The following is a 16,635-nucleotide window of genomic DNA, read 5'->3' as shown; positions in this document are numbered from 1 at the left end:
AACCTCTCGCTATCCGGCCGTTATTCTTGTCAGTTTTTGTCGGTAAGTCGATATATTTCGAGTTACCGTCGATATATTCCGATAATCGCTCATATATTTTTACGCATCTTTTCTATAGACGACTTTGCCATCTATTACGGTCATCTCTGCTTGTACTTCTTTTATTTCTTCTGCCTCTATTTCAAAAATATTGCGGTCTAATATCGTAAAGTCCGCTTCATATCCTTTTGTAATTTGCCCTCGCTTCTCTTCTTTTCCAATTGCATAGGCACTTCCTGTTGTAAATAAAGAGACAGCCTCATATGCCGTTAACCTTTCCTCTGGCATATAGCACACACCGTCAATAAAACTTCTGCGTGTAACAGCGCTATATATGCCTAGAAACGGATTCACTTGCTCAATTGGAGCATCCGAGCCCCCGTTACAGTGTAATCCCGCTTCCAGTAACGTCTTCCAAGCGTACGCATAACGAAGACGATGCTCGCCTAGTTTTTCAATGACTGATGGAAAATCCGATGAAACAAAGACTGGTTGTATATCAATAATGGCTTGTAAGTTTTTCATTCTTTCAATCAACTCTTCACGAGCTAGCTGACAATGAATAATGCGGTCACGTAATCCTTCTGCTGGCGGATACAATTCAAGCGCATCAATGACATATTCAAGCGATAAGTCACCGATAGTATGAATCGCAACTGGCATATGTAAATCTCGTGCTTTCTTCACTAATTCCGCAAGTTCTTCACGTGAGAAAATCGCAACCCCATTCGTTTCCTTCGCATCTTCATACGGTTCACTTAATAATGCTGTTCTTCCGCCAAAAGAACCGTCAGAAAAAATTTTCATTGCCCCAAATTCAATATAATGCTCATTTTCATATTCCTTTCGTTCCTGTGCTACTTCATGGTGAACGAGTAAATGTGCTTTAAATGGCATTTCCTTTATGACATGAGAAAACGCATTGTGCGTTTTTCTAAAACCACCGTAATAATTCAAATCTTCCGTATGCCCACCAACGAGACCATATTGCCAGCAATCTTTAATCGCTGTTTGCAAAGCGCTTTGTAAATAAGCTTCATCAATTTCAGGCTGCACATGTTTAATTAACTCTTGTCCTTGTTCATATAAAAGCCCTGTTAACATATTTGATGAATCACGGCCAATTTTCCCGCCTTTTGGATCTTCTGCCTTTTCTGTTATATTTGCTTCTTGCAGTATGTATGAATTCACCCATGTAACGTGACGGCAAACTCTCTTTAATAAAATGGGATGTTCTTTCGAAATTTCATCTAAATCACGCGCGTGAACATCTTTCGTATCTGTAAAGTTATTCTCATTCCAACCTTCTCCAATAATCCAAGAACCTTTTGGTGCTTCTTCTACGCGCTTCCGAACGAGAGTCAGCACTTCGCTATACGATGTACAATTTGATAAATCTAGACGAAGTAATCTCTCCCCGTGACCAATAAGATGCATATGGCTATCAACGAGGCCTGGAATCATCGTTTTGTCTTCTAAATCGTACAATGTAACCGCAACATATCGGTTTTCTAACTCTTCTTTACTTCCAACATCAACGATCATACCGTTTTCAACGTAAATAGCGTCCACTTTTTCATTTTCTTCTCTCATTGTGTAAATGGTGCCGCCATACCAAATTTCCCCCATATATTTCATCTCCTTTATTTTTTATTGTATAAAAAAAAGCACCATTTCAAAACATGGTGCTTTTCTAAACATTACTTTTGTTCAGTAGTAGACGTTGTAATTTGCCATTCAATATTAAATTTATCTTTTACTTGTCCGTATGCTGGGCTCCAGAACGTTTCTTGAAGTGGCATAATAACTTCGCCACCCTCTTGTAACTTATTGAATACTTCTTTCGCTTTTTCCGCGTTACTAATTTGAATTGCAATTGTTACTTGAGATCCAATTGCATGCCCTTTACCTGGGAATGTATCAGAAATCATAAGGTCCGTATTACCAACTTTTAAAGTAGCGTGTAAAACGCGCTCTTTTGCTTCAGCTGGAACCGGGTATTCTGGATTTTCAGGCATATCACCAAACGTTTGCATGACTTCTACTTTTGCATCTAACGCCTCTTTATAAAACTGTACAGCTTCTTGCCCACTACCATCTAAAACTAAGTACGGATTAATACCTAAAATCATACGGACACCTCATTTTTCAATTTATAAAATCGAACTTACGTTCGTTTTTATAATATCATATGCTTAATACTTCATTCAACTATTTATTTCACTATTTTCAACATTATTTTGACGGAATCTCCATCTCTTGTTTTCTAAGCTCAATACGGCGGATTTTTCCAGAAATCGTTTTTGGTAGTTCATCTACAAATTCAATTTTACGAGGGTATTTATATGGTGCAGTGAGTTCTTTGACGTGTTGTTGGAGTATTGGAATTAATGTTTCTTCGTTCTTTTCTATATTCTCTCTTAATACGATAAATGCCTTCACGACACTTCCGCGAATTTCATCAGGACTTGCGACAACTGCACATTCTCTTACGTAAGGATGCTTTACGAGCGCATCTTCTACTTCAAACGGCCCGATTGTATAACCAGAGCTAATAATAATATCATCACCGCGCCCTTCAAACCAGAAATAGCCTTCTTCATCTTTCTTCGCTTTATCACCAGTAATATAATAATCACCGCGGAATTGCATCGCTGTACGCTCATCGTCTTTGTAATATTGTTTAAAGAGGGCTGGCGTTTCAATGTGAACTGCGATATCACCAACTTCGCCTACTTTAACCGGAACACCTTCCTCATTTACGATATCAACGTGGTTGCCTGGCGTTGGTTTTCCCATTGATCCTGGTATAATATCCATCCCTTTCATTACACCAACAAGCAATGTATTTTCCGTTTGCCCATAGCCATCTCTCACTGTAATATGAAAGTGCTTTCGGAACGTTTCAATGACTTCTCTATTTAACGGCTCACCTGCGGATACAGCGCTATGTAACGCCCCTAAATTGTACTCGCTTAAATTTTCTACCTTTGCCATTAATCTATACTCAGTCGGCGTACAACAAAGCACATTCACCTTATTATCGTCTAATAAATTTAAATACGTTTTCGGTTCAAACTTACCGTGGTATACAAATCCTGTTGCCCCTGATCCTAGAGTTGCTAAAAACGGGCTCCAAATCCACTTTTGCCAGCCTGGACTAGCCGTCGCCCACACAACATCATTCTCTTCAATTCCGAGCCAATTTGGAGCGCTCGTACGTAAATGAGCGTATGCCCACGCATGTGTATGAACAACACCTTTTGGATTTCCTGTCGTTCCTGACGTGTAAGATAAAAAGACCATATCTTCTTTATCTGTCTTTGCCATCTCTAACATGTCACTTTCTGTTTCTAACGCTGTTTTTAAATTGATCCATCCATCTACTGACTGCTCGCTCAGAACGAATTTTTGAAGGGATTCCATCGCTTCTATATCATCAAACTGTCCAATGTACGGCTCATAACTTACGATTGCTTTTACTTCCCCGTGTCCAATGCGGTATTCAATATCCTTTTTGCGTAACATTTCCGAACTCGGAATTACGACAAATCCTGCTTTAATCGCAGCGATATACGTCATGTATGCTTCAATTAAACGCGGCATCATAATGAGGAGCTTGTCCCCTTTTTGCAGACCACTCTTTATAAAAGCGTTTCCAATTTTATTTGCACCTTTCATTAACTCAGCGTATGTAACTTCTCGTCGATTCCCTTTATCATCTTGCCAAATCAAAGCAAGCTTCTCTTTATCACCTGTATATTTCTCTATTTCAGAAACTAAATTATAAGACGGTGGTGCCAACAATTCCTCTCTCTTCATAAACATCCTCCTTTTTCTTTATGCCTCCCTTATATAATAAAGAATTTTCTGTCAATTTTGAACCCTCTTCTTTTGACAAATTTTTCAGTTCTGTCGAATTGGTAAATGAAATTATATGAACGATTTTTCACATATATCGAACACAACTTAGAATATATCAACGAAAAATTAACTATATCGACGTTTCGACAAAGGATATCGTCTTGCCGACAAATAGTGACACAACACAAAAAAGAAAGAGCGGGAGAACCCGCTCTTTCTAAGCCATCTTATATGAGATTATTTTTGGAAACCGCCTAATTGTTGCTCAGCTAGTGAAACTAGACGTTTAGTGATTTCACCACCAACAGAACCGTTAGCGCGAGCTGTTGCATCAGCTCCAAGTTGAACACCAAACTCTTGAGCGATTTCGTATTTCATTTGGTCTAATGCTGATTCAGCACCAGGAACCGCTAATTTATTTGTGCTACGTGACATGTTATATCACCTCCTTGTGAGTATAGAGTGTGATAAATAACATGACTTCATACACGGTTTATATATGGTAATTTATGGTTTTAGAAAAGTTCTTCAAACTTTTCTTCTTCCGCCACTACTTCAACTGTTTGTAATACCATTGTTTCTTTGTTCGCTACAGCTTCTTCGATTAATGGTGTGAAATCGTATTTCGCCTCAAAACGATTCGCTTTTTCACGCTTCGGCTTCGTCGCTGGGCTTGCTGGTGTGAATACTGTACAGCAGTCTTCGTATGGACGAATTGAAATATCATATGTGCCAATTTCTTCAGCGATTTTAATAATTTCTAATTTGTCCATCGTAATAAGCGGACGAATAACCGGATAGTTTGTTACTTCGTTAATCGTATGCATACTATCTAACGTTTGGCTTGCTACTTGTCCAAGACTTTCACCAGTCGTGATCGCAAGTGCGTTACGCTCCTCTGCGATACGCTCTGTAATACGCATCATCATACGGCGCATAACTGTCATTGAATAGCTAGATGGGATTTCTTTATTGATCGTTTTTTGCACTTCTGTAAATGGAACAAGGTGAAGTGTTACACGTTTACAGTATTTCGTTAACTCTTGTGCTAAATCGATTACTTTTTGTTTTGCGCGCTCACTTGTGAAAGGTGGGCTATGGAAGTGAACTGCTTCCACAGATACGCCGCGTTTCATCGTTAAGTACGCTGCTACTGGGCTATCGATACCACCAGAAAGAAGTACCATTACTTTTCCGCCAACGCCAACTGGTAAACCGCCAGCTCCCATACGCTCATCGCACATAATGTAGCTGTAACCACTGCGAATTTCTACACGTACATTTACATCTGGATTATGAACATCTACAGTAATATCTTCTGTATTTTCTAGAATGTGTCCACCAATCTCAGGTAATAATTCCATTGTTCTCATTGGGAAATGCTTATAAGAACGGTGTACAGTAATTTTAAATGTTTTCACATCGCCTTTTACTTGTAAGAAAGCTGCTAATGCACCTTTTTTAATATCTTCTAATTCTGATGGTACTTTCATCGCTAAGTTAAACTTATGAATACCAAATACGTCTTTTAATCTTTCAGATACCGCTTCATGATCTTCGCCATTTAATTGGATGTACATACGGTCATGTGTTGCATCGATTTTAATATTTGGGAATTTTTTCAGTTTAAACTTCACGTTATCTTTTAATGTGCTTACAAATTTAGAACGGTTCTTACCTTTAGTCGTCATCTCTCCATAACGAACTAAAATATATTCATATGTCATCATATTCCTTTACCTCATCACTTCATATAATTTTGGCATCGTCTCTTTCACAATACCTTCAAATTGCTTTACTTCTTCCATCGTGTTTTCTGGCGCCAAACTAATGCGAATAGCACTTGCAGCAGCGGCATGCGGTACTCCCATTGACACTAACACTCTGCTCACTTCATTTGCTTTTGAAGAACAAGCAGATTTCGTTGATACATATACACCGTGTTCTTCTAAAGCATGAACGACCACTTCTGGTTTTAAACCTACAAATGATACATTTAAAATGTGCGGTGCTGCATATGCAAGCGACGTATTAATCGTTACATCTTCCATTTCTTTAAAGAAACGAACAAGCTCTGCTTGTAAACTTTGCAAATGAGCTACCTTTTCTTTCACTTGTTCCATTGTCATGCGAAGTGCTTTCACCATCGCTACAATGCCAGGTAAATTTTCTGTACCAGAGCGATACTTCAGCTCTTGTTGACCACCTGATAAAATTGGATCTAACCTTACGCCATCACGTACATAAAGAAGACCCGTTCCTTTTACACTGTGGAATTTATGTCCAGATATTGAGCAAAGATCAATATGAGAAGCGTATAAATTAAGCGGTACTTTTCCTATCCCTTGTACATGGTCCACATGGAATCTTATTTTCGGATAATTCGATAATAAAGTTCCAATTTCAGCAACGGGCTGAATTGCTCCAGTCTCGTTGTTCACGTGAATAATTGACACAAGAATCGTATCTTCACGAAGCGCTCGTTTTACATCCTCTACCGATACAACACCATGCTCATTAACCGGTAAATATGTTACATCAAAACCGAGATCTTCTAATTGTTTATATGCTTCAAACACAGACGCGTGTTCAATATTTGTTGTAATGATATGTTTACCGCGCGAACGATTCCTCATCGCTATTCCTTTAATCGCAAGGTTATTTCCTTCCGTTCCACCTGATGTGAAAATAATTTCAGAAGGTTTAACGTGAAGAAGCTGCGCTGCAATTGTTCTTGATTGTGTTAATAGACGCTCTGCCTCTCCTCCAAGCGAATGAATAGAAGAAGGATTCCCAAAATATTTCCCCGCAACCGTTACGTACGATTGAAGAGCTTCTGGATATGGCTTTGTCGTCGCACTATTATCAAAATAGATCATCGTTCTTCCCCTTTCAGCGCTGTCACATCATATAATCATATCACAAATACGTGTCATTACGCTAAGACTACTCAAAGGTTCCGTTATATTTTAAAACGAATAACCTTACTGTATTCCGCTCTTCATTATAGCAACATCGCCTGCAAAATTACACAAAAAAACAAACCCTTATGAAAGGGTTTGTTCATTGTCTACATATTCAGCTATTTTTTGAACAACGCCAGGCTCAAGTTGCTCTAGTACAGAAGCCGCTTGTTCTAAAGCTGCATCGTATTGATATTCACGGAATAATTTCTCCGCATAATTTAAGCTCTCTGCAAGGTTTTCATCATGACTGCGGTAACGATTACCGTATTGAATTAATTTTTCAACTAAATACGCTTGTCCAATTAACTCTTCTGTCATTTCAGCAACACCATTAACAGTTGTGTAAGCTTCTTCTAAACTGCTATTTACAGCATTCATATTTAACGGCTTCACTTCTAATTGCTCATATACAGCTTGCATTGCCATTTGTCCTCTTTTTAAATCTTCCATAATGCTCTCTGGAAGACCTGGCAAATTCGACTTTTGCATAAAGCGTTTCGTTTCGAAAATAGTATTTCGCATTTCTTGTAACTTCTCACGTGCTTCAAATTCTTCTTTGCGCATCGTTTGCAGCATTTCTTTATATTCTGCATGAAGTACTTTTAATGTTTCACATTGCTCATAAATCTCTTCTAGTTCCTCACGAATAATAGAGAAGGCAATATCTTGTTCCGCAACGCGTAATTGCAGCATTTCAAAACGTTTCATTAAAATGTGCATTTGCTTTTCAATTACTTTTTGAGACTCAATGTCCTTATCTTGCAACTGATAGCTTTGTTTCACAAGCTGTGTTTCTGCTTTTGTTTCAATCGTTTCAGTGCGAATTTCTTCTAAGTCTTCATAAACAGAAAGTGTTTTTTGCTCCACATAATGTCTCGCATGTACTTCTTGTTCTAGTTGATCATAGAAGCTATCTAAACTCGTTTTTAAGTTTTCTACTTTTTCAGCCGCTTCCGTTATGTGAAGCTCCTGTATATCCATTAAACATATTTGTAGTTGTTTCTTCATATCGCGAACTTCTTTAGGGATTTCCAAATACTCTAATACATAACCTTGTCTTACCATGTCATTATGTCCGTGTAATAAATCTTCCAGCTGAACTGGTAACGTCGCTTGACACTCTACCAATAAATCTGGAATTTGGTGAATAATGATTTCTAAATCTGCTAAACCTTCTTCCAAACTAATAACAATTTCTCTCGCTTTTAAATAGTCACCATTATTTGTTGCTTCTTCAAAGGTTTTAAATTTCTCAGATTCAGCGTCTAGCATCTCTTCGATTTTCTGCTCTGCTGCTCCATACATATGTCTATGAGCAAGAACACTCTTCTTCATACTACGATATGTATCACGTAACCCTTCGATTTCCGAGCTATTTTTTTCATGGCTTTCTAACAATTGCTGTAATTCATTTAAAATGTCTGTAATACGATTATCAGCGTCATCTAAACCACTTATGGATTCATTCATCGCATGCTTTGCTTTTCGGAAGGAGAATTGCGAGGCGAATTTTCGCGCTTGCGCTAAATCTTTTTCAGCTTTTGGAATGGTTGTTGATACAATTTCATCCCATTCTTCACGCCATTTACCAAACAGTTCTTCTGTTTGACCCGTCATATTTAAATCTTTCACCCGTTTTAGTTCATCTGCCACAGGTTTATCTTTTATCTCTTGTTTCCACTGCTCAAGTGCTTCAATATCTTTATATGAACGATTTCTTATCACAAGCTCTATCATGAGCAGCACTAGAATAGAGCTTACTACAATGATAACGATCGTCAGGATAGAATCCATGCAAAAAAGCCTCCTAGTTATATCTCTTTTTTTGTCCGTTCCGTTTATGAAATGGAAGGCATTATGTATAAAAAGGGAATTCCCCTATATTTAACAACTAACAATGTACTAATCATACCATGTAATGGTTTGTTTTTGACCTAGTTTTTTTTAAAATTTCATGTTTCTTTCAATGCAATTGTAATCTTTCTCAATATTCTGTTTGGATTACCTCTCATCATCAAATGAATGAACTAAATACCCTTCTTCCATATGAGATGCGAAATATATTTTACGTACAAGTGGCGGTTCAATAGAAATCGCATGCACATTTCCTTGTCTTACCGCTTGCTCTACTAATATTTCTGGAAGTAACGTAATACCAAGTCCAGCACTGACCATCGCAAGCATCGGTTCTGCATAAGAAGTTTCAAATGCAATAATCGGTTTCGCACCTATCCCTTGAAACAGATTCGTAATCATTTTTCTAACATCACAGATTTCTGGGTATACGATTAACTTTTCATTTTGCAAATCTTCCATTCGAATTACTGTTTTCTCTTTATAAAGATGATCACTTGAAACGACACACACAATTTTTTCTTCTCGTATTTCTTTTATACACGTAGCACCTTCTACTACTGAATCGATGAACATCGCTTCAATCTTCCGTTCTTTAAAAAGTCCTATCAGTACTTTCGTATGCTCAATTTTCCATTCTATTTCGAACCCGTCACCTAATATATCTTTACATTTTGCTATGTAATGTGCTGCTAAACTTGGCAATATCCCTATAGAAATGTTCCTCTTCTCTTGAAACTTCTTCATTTCGGCTTTCACTTCATGTATGTGTCCCAAAATCGGTAACATTCTTTTTATAAATAACTCTCCAGCCTCCGTTAACTCCACTCCTTGCGCGGAACGCTTCAGTAAAGTAACTTCTAAATCGGCCTCTAACCTTTGAATTTGTTTACTAAGCGCCGGCTGAGAAATATGTAAAATTTTACTCGCCTTTGATAAATTTCGCGTATTTTTCACTTCAATAAACGATCGTACTGCCTCTAAATCCATCGTACACACCTCTAACAAAAAGTTATAACTGTCATAAAAAATCGATATTTCCTTCTATAAACAATTACTCTTTATACTTATTTCATCAACTTACTATAACGAAATGTAAAGGGGAAAGATACTCTTGAACAAAAAACAAATGCTACTCGGATCCCTCCTATGCTTACTTGCCGTAACGGCTTGGGGATTTATGTTTCCTGTCATGGCAAACGCCTTACAGTTTATCGATCCGTTCTTCTTCACAACGATTCGCTATGGATCAGCAGCTATTATTTTTCTTATTCTGTTATTACTTACCGAAGGGACAAAGTCACTCCGCTTAGAAAAGAAAACACTTTCGTTACTTTTTTACGGAACAGTCGGTTTCGCAGGATATGGTTTTCTCGTTTTCTACGGACAACAACTTGCCGGACCGTCTGGAGCCATCCATGCCGCGATGATTCAGTCTCTTATGCCACTCATCGCTTTATTATTGCAGTGGATAACTAAAAACAAGCGCCCACAAAACTACACTTTCCTTTGTATGTTCGTTGCACTTATCGGTGTTATGCTTGTCATTTCAAAAGGAAATATTCACTTATTATTTGGAGCTGCCAGTCACCTCTCAACAAATATACTTATGCTGTGCGGCGTTACTTGCTGGGTCATTTATACAAACGGTGGTGCTAGTTTTCAATCTTGGTCGCCACTTAGGTATACGACGTTAACTTGTTTATTTGGCTCAATTTCACTCATCACTATCGTCACTTTTTTAACTTATACAAACGTCGTTACTGTACCTTCACTATCGACAATTATGAACGTTCGTTTTGAACTCTTATATATGTCTATTATTGCAGGCGTTATCGCAGTATTTTGCTGGAACGCAGGAAATCGCTATATTTCATCTATTAACGGCATATTATTTATGAATTTAGTTCCTGTGCTTGCACTTATCGGTTCCATCTTTCAAGGTTATACAGTCGAAAAAATTGAAATTGCCGGAGCTTCATTAACAATTATCGCGCTATTATGCAACAATTTATGGCAAAGAAAAGAAAGCACAGAAATCCCCACCTCCGTTCGTTAGGTGGGGATTTCTCACATATGAACAGCTCTTGGCCATTCCTGATACATATTCGTTATACATAATGTTTGTTCCATCCATTGTTCAATTTCTTTCGTGTACATTTCTAAGAAAAAGGTCTCAGATGGAAAAGAATGCAGCACTTCTGATATATATTGCGGATATAAAAACGGCATATTCATCATGCCTTTTAATTGCGTCATAAACATTGTAAAAGATACCTTCTTAAACTCTTGTTTCATTTGTCCTTGTCTAATTACTTGCTCTATATAATATCTTTCTTTAGAAAAATAAACGGTCATCACTTCGCGAATTAATGTCGTATCAAGCGACAGCTCTCGGTAAAAGAAACGTGTCAGCTCCCTATTATCAAATTGATATCGTAAAATCCCGCGCACCATTTGCACCATTACATCTTTAGCCGACAAATACTCCCTCTGTTCAAAGGATGTTTCAATCACATGAATATACCCTTCTAAAAAATTAGTAATAAGCTGCTCTAATAGGCCCTGCTTTCCAGCAAAATAATATGAAATATTCGCTACATTCACATCCGCTCGCTTTGCAATGTCTCGCACCGACGTTCCATCATACCCTTTCGTGTTAAACAACGATATTGCCGCATCGATTACTTTTTGTTTCGTCTGTTTCATGCGCTCACTTCCTCTCACTGAACAGCTATAGTGTAAATTTCTTGACTTTTAAGACAAATTCCTTTAATTTTCTATCGACAAAGTCATGTGAAATACATCGTATTTTGCTAATATTTTACACATCTCGATAAAAAAGGAGCTGTTTCCATGTTTACTAAAGAAAGTTATGCAGGATCTCGCGTGCAGCAATATGAGACAGTAATAAAACAACTGGATGCATTATTAACTGGCGAATCAAACGTAGTCGCAAACTTATCAAATGCGTCCGCATTATTAAACCAATTTTTAGATCGCGTTAATTGGGTTGGCTTTTACGTAACAGAAGGAAATCAGCTTGTTCTTGGACCATTCCAAGGAATGCCTGCTTGCGTGCGCATTCCATTTGGACGAGGCGTTTGCGGCGTTGCAGCTGAAACAAAAACAACGCAGCTTGTAGCAGACGTCCACCAATTCCCAGGGCATATCGCTTGCGACAGTGCTTCAAATTCAGAAATTGTCGTACCGATTATTAAGGATGGGAATGTCATTGGTGTACTTGATATTGATAGTCCTGAAAAAAATCGTTTCGACGAAATAGATCAGCGCTATTTAGAAAAGTTTGTGGAAACACTCCTAAAACATATGTAACAAAAAAGAGCTAGTTATCGATTAAGTACATGACGTACAAAACCGATAGCTAGCTCTTTTTTTATTGATTACTAACAGTAGATATTTTCTTTAACGCTTGCTCTAAATCAGAAGCGATATCCTCCCACGATTCTAAACCGACAGATAAACGTATTAAATTATCATAAATGCCCATTTCTTGTCTTAACTCAGCTGGAATCGCAGCGTGCGTCATCGTTGCCGGATGCTGAATTAACGTTTCTGTATCTCCTAAACTTACCGCAATTGTAATAAAGTGAAGCTCATTAATAAACGCCTGCGTCTCTTCTTTCCCGCCTTTAATTGAAAAAGATATAACGCCGCCCCCACGTTTCATTTGGCGAGATGCTAACTCCCCTTCTGGATACCAAACACCTTCTACCGCATCATGATTTTTTAGGAACGATACAATTTTTTCCGCATTATCACAATGGCGGTCCATTCTTACCGCTAGTGTCTTTAATCCGCGTAACAATAACCACGCATCAAACGGCGCCATAATACCGCCGATATCTTTTCGCATCGGGCGAATCTTTTCAGCTAACGCTTTCGTTTTACAAATTGTTACACCCGCTACAACGTCACCGTGACCCCCAATATATTTTGTCGCACTATGAACAACGGCGTCACAGCCAAGTTCAAGCGGTCTTTGTAAATAAGGTGAACAAAACGTATTGTCAACAATGACAAGTAAACCATTTCTCTTCGCAACCTGAATCACTTGTTTTAAATCAATTAATTTCATTGTCGGATTAATCGGTGTTTCAACGAAAATAAGCTTTGTATTTGGGCGAATTTTATTTTCAATCTCAGCCTCTGTCTCCATATCACAAAACGAATGCGTAATCATAAATTTTTCTTCCAACACTTCCAAAAAGCCGTACGTGCATCCGTATAATCCATTTGAACAAATAATATGATCTCCAGCTTTTAGAAAACCAATTAAAGTTGCGGAAATAGCTGCCATACCGGATCCGAAAGCAAGCGCTTCTTCTCCTCCTTCTAACACCGCCATACGTTCTTCAAATAATTTCACAGTTGGATTTCCAAGTCTTGAGTAAATATAAGATGGATCCACTCCCGCAAAACTCGCCTCTCCTTGCTGCGCAGTCTCAAATGTAAATGTAGACGTTTGAAATAAAGGCGGTGTCAAACTTCCTTTATGTTCCTCTGATGTATAACCGTGATGAATTAACGCTGTCTCCATATGCTTCTTTTTCATAAAAACATCCCCTTTTATGTTTTTATTGCCGCATATTCACCAACAAAAATTTGATGAACGTTTTTACCACATTTTATGTAAGCGTTTTATTTGTGTTTCTATCTCTTCTTTTATATCGTTTTAAATTCCTTCTTGTTCATTTCCAAAATTTATATGCATAAAACAAAAACGTACTCGCTTGACGAAACTCTGGGTAAAAGATATAATAGCGTTTGTGTAAAATAAAAAGGCAGCCTTGTAATGTGAGTTTATCGTTTGTATTTTGTTCCTCTGCGGAGGTGTATCTCGTAACTCCCTGCTGCTGGAGCGAAGGTACATGAAAACAAAATGCCCGTAAATATCGATTACGTCTGTTTTTATTTTACGTAAATAAAAACATTTTAAAGGAGGAGTCAACTATGGCTCGTTATACAGGTCCAGCTTGGAAACTGTCTCGTCGTCTTGGAATCTCTCTAAGCGGCACAGGAAAAGAATTAGAAAAACGCCCTTACGCACCAGGTCCTCACGGTCCTAACCAACGTAAGAAACTTTCAGAATACGGTTTACAATTACAAGAGAAACAAAAACTTCGTCACATGTACGGCATGACTGAGCGTCAATTCCGTCGCACATTTGACCAAGCAGGTAAAATGCCTGGTAAGCACGGCGAAAACTTCATGATCCTTCTTGAAGCTCGTCTTGACAACTTAGTTTACCGTATGGGCTTAGCTCGCACTCGTCGTGCAGCTCGCCAATTAGTAAACCACGGTCACATCATGGTTGATGGCGCTCGCGTAGATATCCCATCTTACCGTGTAAAACCTGGTCAAACTATCAGCGTTCGCGAAAAATCTAACAACCTTGTTGTTGTTAAAGAAGCGATCGAAGTTAACAACTTCGTACCAGAATACTTAACTTTCGATGCTGACAAATTAGAAGCTACTTACACTCGTCACGCTGAGCGTGCTGAGTTACCAGCTGAAATCAACGAAGCATTAATCGTAGAGTTCTACTCTCGTTAATGACAAAAAGCCAATCCTGTGGATTGGCTTTTTTCGTTTATATATAAAATAAAATTATTTATTTTCCTCTTTCTGAACATATACATAAGCATCTTTCTGCTCTTTATGTACATCCACCTTCGAATTCTCTGCAAGCTGACCCGCATTTAGCAAAGAAAAAATAATGAGCGCTTCTAGTGACATTTCGTTTTACCACTCCTTTCTAGTTGTTATACATTTATCATACCGCTTACATGTGATTTCCGTATGAACTCGAAAAGGAGATTACAACAAAATGGTTACAAGTATATGAATGCACGCTATAATAACCATAAAATAGGAGGTTGATTCATTGTGACGATAAACCAAATGGTTCAGTTAGGCAGTGCATGTATGTTGTTTATTACTTCCGCGCTTATTAATTGGTATCAAGGAAGTAATTTAATAGATGATCCTGATGAATGGAAATATAGCGCTAAGTTTACGAATTACTTCAAAGGCACCGTTTCAAATTACGAAGATATTTATCAAATCGATTTCTTTATATATGCAGCAAAATTTTATCCAACAGCATTTATTGTTATGCTCATTAGCTTACTTTATATGCTCGTATTAATTCTTCATATTCTATTTACAAGAACTCATAAGGCAATCTAAATTCATACATAAAAACCCCGAATCATAAACTTTTCAGCCTATAATTCGGGGTACTATTTGTTTATATTCGTTTCTGATTAGTAACGAATTAAGAAATATTTCTTTTTACCGCGGCGAATGATTGTGAATTTACCTTCGATGCGGTCTTTTTCTGTTACAACGTAGTCTAATGCTTGTGTACGCTCACCGTTTACGTAGATTGCACCGTTCGTTACATCTTCACGTGCTTGACGTTTTGATGGAGAGATTTTGCTTTCTACAAGTAAGTCGATTAATACTGTATCTTCTGCAGTACGTTCTACAGATGGTACGTCTTTGAATCCTTGCTCGATTTCGCTTGCAGTTAGTTCTGCTACAGAACCGCTGAATAATGCAGCTGAAATTTTAATCGCTTGCTCTAATGCTTCTTCGCCGTGAACAAGTTTTGTCATTTCTGCACCTAATGCTTTTTGTGCTGCACGTTTTTCTGGTGCTTCGGCTACTTGCTTTTCAAGCTCAAGAATTTCTTCATGAGATAAGAATGTAAAGTATTTTAAGTATTTAACAACGTCTCGGTCATCTGTGTTAATCCAGAATTGGTAGAACTCGTAAGGAGTTGTTTTCTCTGGGTCTAACCAAATTGCACCGCCTTCTGTTTTACCAAACTTCGTACCATCAGACTTAGTAACAAGTGGAATTGTTAAACCGAATGCTTTCGCATCTTCTTCTGATTTACGGATTAATTCAAGACCAGCTGTAATGTTACCCCATTGGTCACTACCACCGATTTGTAGGCGGCAATTATGGTGTTGGTATAAGTTTAAGAAGTCGTATGATTGTAAAATCATGTAACTAAACTCAGTAAATGAAATACCAGTCTCTAAACGAGATGCTACTGTATCTTTTGCTAACATATAGTTTAAACCGAAGTTTTTACCGATATCGCGTAAGAATGAAATAACATCTAAGTTACCAAGCCAATCATAGTTGTTAGCCATTGTTGCTGGGTTGTCCACGTTTTCGAACTCTAAGAAGTTTGAAAGTTGGTTTTTAATGCTTTCTGTGTAGTAAGCAACTGTATCTTTCGTATTTAATGTACGCTCTGCTTTTTTACCACTTGGGTCACCGATCATACCAGTACCACCGCCAACAAGTGCGATTGGTTGGTGACCAGCTAATTGGAAACGACGTAACATTAATACTGGTAACATATGACCGATGTGTAAGCTATCCGCTGTCGGGTCGAAACCACAGTATAATTTAACGCTTTCTTTTTCTAATAATTGCTCAAGGCCCTCAGCGTCTGTTTGCTGATTAATTAGACCGCGAAATTCAAGATCTTGTAAAATACCCATATCCTACATACTCTCCTTTAAGTTCATTACTGGCGTGAAGGTTAAAAACATAAAAAAATCGCCCCTTCAAATAAGGGACGATTTTGATTATCGCGTTACCACCCTAGTTGCAGACCAAAAAAAGCCTACCACCTTATTTACATAACGGCTTAGCACCGTCTCTTCCCTTTTGAATACAATTCAATCGAAAAAAGATGCTCTAGGGGCGTAATTCGCGATCATCTATGTGCTGATTTTCACCGGCCATCAGCTCTCTAAAACAGGGAAATGATCACTACTTCTCCCTTTCCACGCTCAATTATTCATATACTTTTCTTTATACCATCATTTATATAGGCGTGTCAAATAGGGGTCGGGTTTCCCTC

Annotated in this window: 16 protein-coding genes and 1 other annotated feature; of the genes, 4 read left to right on the top strand and 12 right to left on the bottom strand. The window is 38.0% G+C overall.

The genetic code is table 11. The features are described 5' to 3' along the window. Window positions 1-99: 99 nt before the first annotated feature. From PDK19_RS00245 to PDK19_RS00210, 8 genes are all read right to left on the bottom strand, one after another. Entirely contained in the window at window positions 100-1,668 is a 1,569-nt protein-coding gene (locus tag PDK19_RS00245) for an amidohydrolase (protein WP_049113448.1), read from the bottom strand. 71 nt (window positions 1,669-1,739) lie between these two features. Further along, complete coding sequence (locus tag PDK19_RS00240; protein ID WP_000600360.1) at window positions 1,740-2,171, bottom strand: VOC family protein; 432 nt, start codon at window positions 2,169-2,171, stop codon at window positions 1,740-1,742. A 103-nt stretch (window positions 2,172-2,274) separates the two neighbouring features. Beyond that, complete coding sequence (gene mbcS, locus PDK19_RS00235) at window positions 2,275-3,861, bottom strand: acyl-CoA synthetase MbcS (protein ID WP_270706422.1); 1,587 nt, start codon at window positions 3,859-3,861, stop codon at window positions 2,275-2,277. A 279-nt stretch (window positions 3,862-4,140) separates the two neighbouring features. Next, window positions 4,141-4,338 carry an alpha/beta-type small acid-soluble spore protein gene (locus PDK19_RS00230; protein WP_000091639.1) on the bottom strand — a complete coding sequence of 66 codons (198 nt, stop codon included), beginning with the start codon at window positions 4,336-4,338 and terminating at the stop codon, window positions 4,141-4,143. A gap of 80 nt (window positions 4,339-4,418) precedes the next feature. After that, a complete protein-coding gene (gene thiI, locus PDK19_RS00225; protein WP_000989285.1) occupies window positions 4,419-5,633 on the bottom strand; it encodes a tRNA uracil 4-sulfurtransferase ThiI in 1,215 nt (404 codons plus the stop codon). 6 nt (window positions 5,634-5,639) lie between these two features. Next, a complete protein-coding gene (locus PDK19_RS00220; RefSeq protein WP_000638965.1) occupies window positions 5,640-6,782 on the bottom strand; it encodes a cysteine desulfurase family protein in 1,143 nt (380 codons plus the stop codon). Window positions 6,783-6,950: 168 nt separating this feature from the next. Next, a complete protein-coding gene (gene ezrA, locus PDK19_RS00215) occupies window positions 6,951-8,663 on the bottom strand; it encodes a septation ring formation regulator EzrA (RefSeq protein WP_000377298.1) in 1,713 nt (570 codons plus the stop codon). Window positions 8,664-8,870: 207 nt separating this feature from the next. Then, window positions 8,871-9,713: a LysR family transcriptional regulator gene (locus PDK19_RS00210; protein ID WP_270706419.1), complete on the bottom strand. Its 843-nt coding sequence runs from the start codon at window positions 9,711-9,713 to the stop codon at window positions 8,871-8,873. A gap of 124 nt (window positions 9,714-9,837) precedes the next feature. On the opposite strand from PDK19_RS00210, the gene PDK19_RS00205 reads away from it, so the two are divergent. Then, complete coding sequence (locus PDK19_RS00205) at window positions 9,838-10,782, top strand: DMT family transporter (protein WP_001036062.1); 945 nt, start codon at window positions 9,838-9,840, stop codon at window positions 10,780-10,782. An 11-nt stretch (window positions 10,783-10,793) separates the two neighbouring features. Here PDK19_RS00205 and refZ read toward each other — a convergent pair whose 3' ends face one another. Beyond that, a complete protein-coding gene (refZ, locus tag PDK19_RS00200) occupies window positions 10,794-11,432 on the bottom strand; it encodes a forespore capture DNA-binding protein RefZ (protein WP_000814933.1) in 639 nt (212 codons plus the stop codon). 147 nt (window positions 11,433-11,579) lie between these two features. On the opposite strand from refZ, the gene PDK19_RS00195 reads away from it, so the two are divergent. Beyond that, window positions 11,580-12,059 (top strand): GAF domain-containing protein, encoded by a 480-nt coding sequence (locus tag PDK19_RS00195; protein ID WP_014893476.1) that lies wholly within the window; start codon window positions 11,580-11,582, stop codon window positions 12,057-12,059. 61 nt (window positions 12,060-12,120) lie between these two features. Here PDK19_RS00195 and megL read toward each other — a convergent pair whose 3' ends face one another. Beyond that, window positions 12,121-13,299 (bottom strand): methionine gamma-lyase, encoded by a 1,179-nt coding sequence (megL, locus tag PDK19_RS00190; RefSeq protein WP_000726591.1) that lies wholly within the window; start codon window positions 13,297-13,299, stop codon window positions 12,121-12,123. Window positions 13,300-13,697: 398 nt separating this feature from the next. On the opposite strand from megL, the gene rpsD reads away from it, so the two are divergent. After that, window positions 13,698-14,300: a 30S ribosomal protein S4 gene (gene rpsD / locus PDK19_RS00185; protein WP_000135311.1), complete on the top strand. Its 603-nt coding sequence runs from the start codon at window positions 13,698-13,700 to the stop codon at window positions 14,298-14,300. A 54-nt stretch (window positions 14,301-14,354) separates the two neighbouring features. Here rpsD and PDK19_RS00180 read toward each other — a convergent pair whose 3' ends face one another. Then, window positions 14,355-14,483: a hypothetical protein gene (locus PDK19_RS00180; RefSeq protein WP_000050944.1), complete on the bottom strand. Its 129-nt coding sequence runs from the start codon at window positions 14,481-14,483 to the stop codon at window positions 14,355-14,357. A 150-nt stretch (window positions 14,484-14,633) separates the two neighbouring features. Here PDK19_RS00180 and PDK19_RS00175 point away from each other — a divergent pair, with 150 nt between their 5' ends. Further along, window positions 14,634-14,936: a YjdJ family protein gene (locus tag PDK19_RS00175; protein WP_049113491.1), complete on the top strand. Its 303-nt coding sequence runs from the start codon at window positions 14,634-14,636 to the stop codon at window positions 14,934-14,936. A 77-nt stretch (window positions 14,937-15,013) separates the two neighbouring features. On the opposite strand, the gene tyrS is transcribed toward PDK19_RS00175, so the two are convergent. After that, complete coding sequence (tyrS, locus tag PDK19_RS00170; RefSeq protein WP_000512078.1) at window positions 15,014-16,270, bottom strand: tyrosine--tRNA ligase; 1,257 nt, start codon at window positions 16,268-16,270, stop codon at window positions 15,014-15,016. A 70-nt stretch (window positions 16,271-16,340) separates the two neighbouring features. Next, window positions 16,341-16,570: a binding site (T-box leader), on the bottom strand. Window positions 16,571-16,635 lie beyond the last annotated feature (65 nt).

The organism is Bacillus cereus group sp. BcHK124 (genome assembly GCF_027712065.1).
Taxonomy (GTDB): domain Bacteria; phylum Bacillota; class Bacilli; order Bacillales; family Bacillaceae_G; genus Bacillus_A; species Bacillus_A pacificus.
Note: the sequence above shows the minus strand (reverse complement) of the source record. Positions and strands in the feature narration are given on the sequence as shown.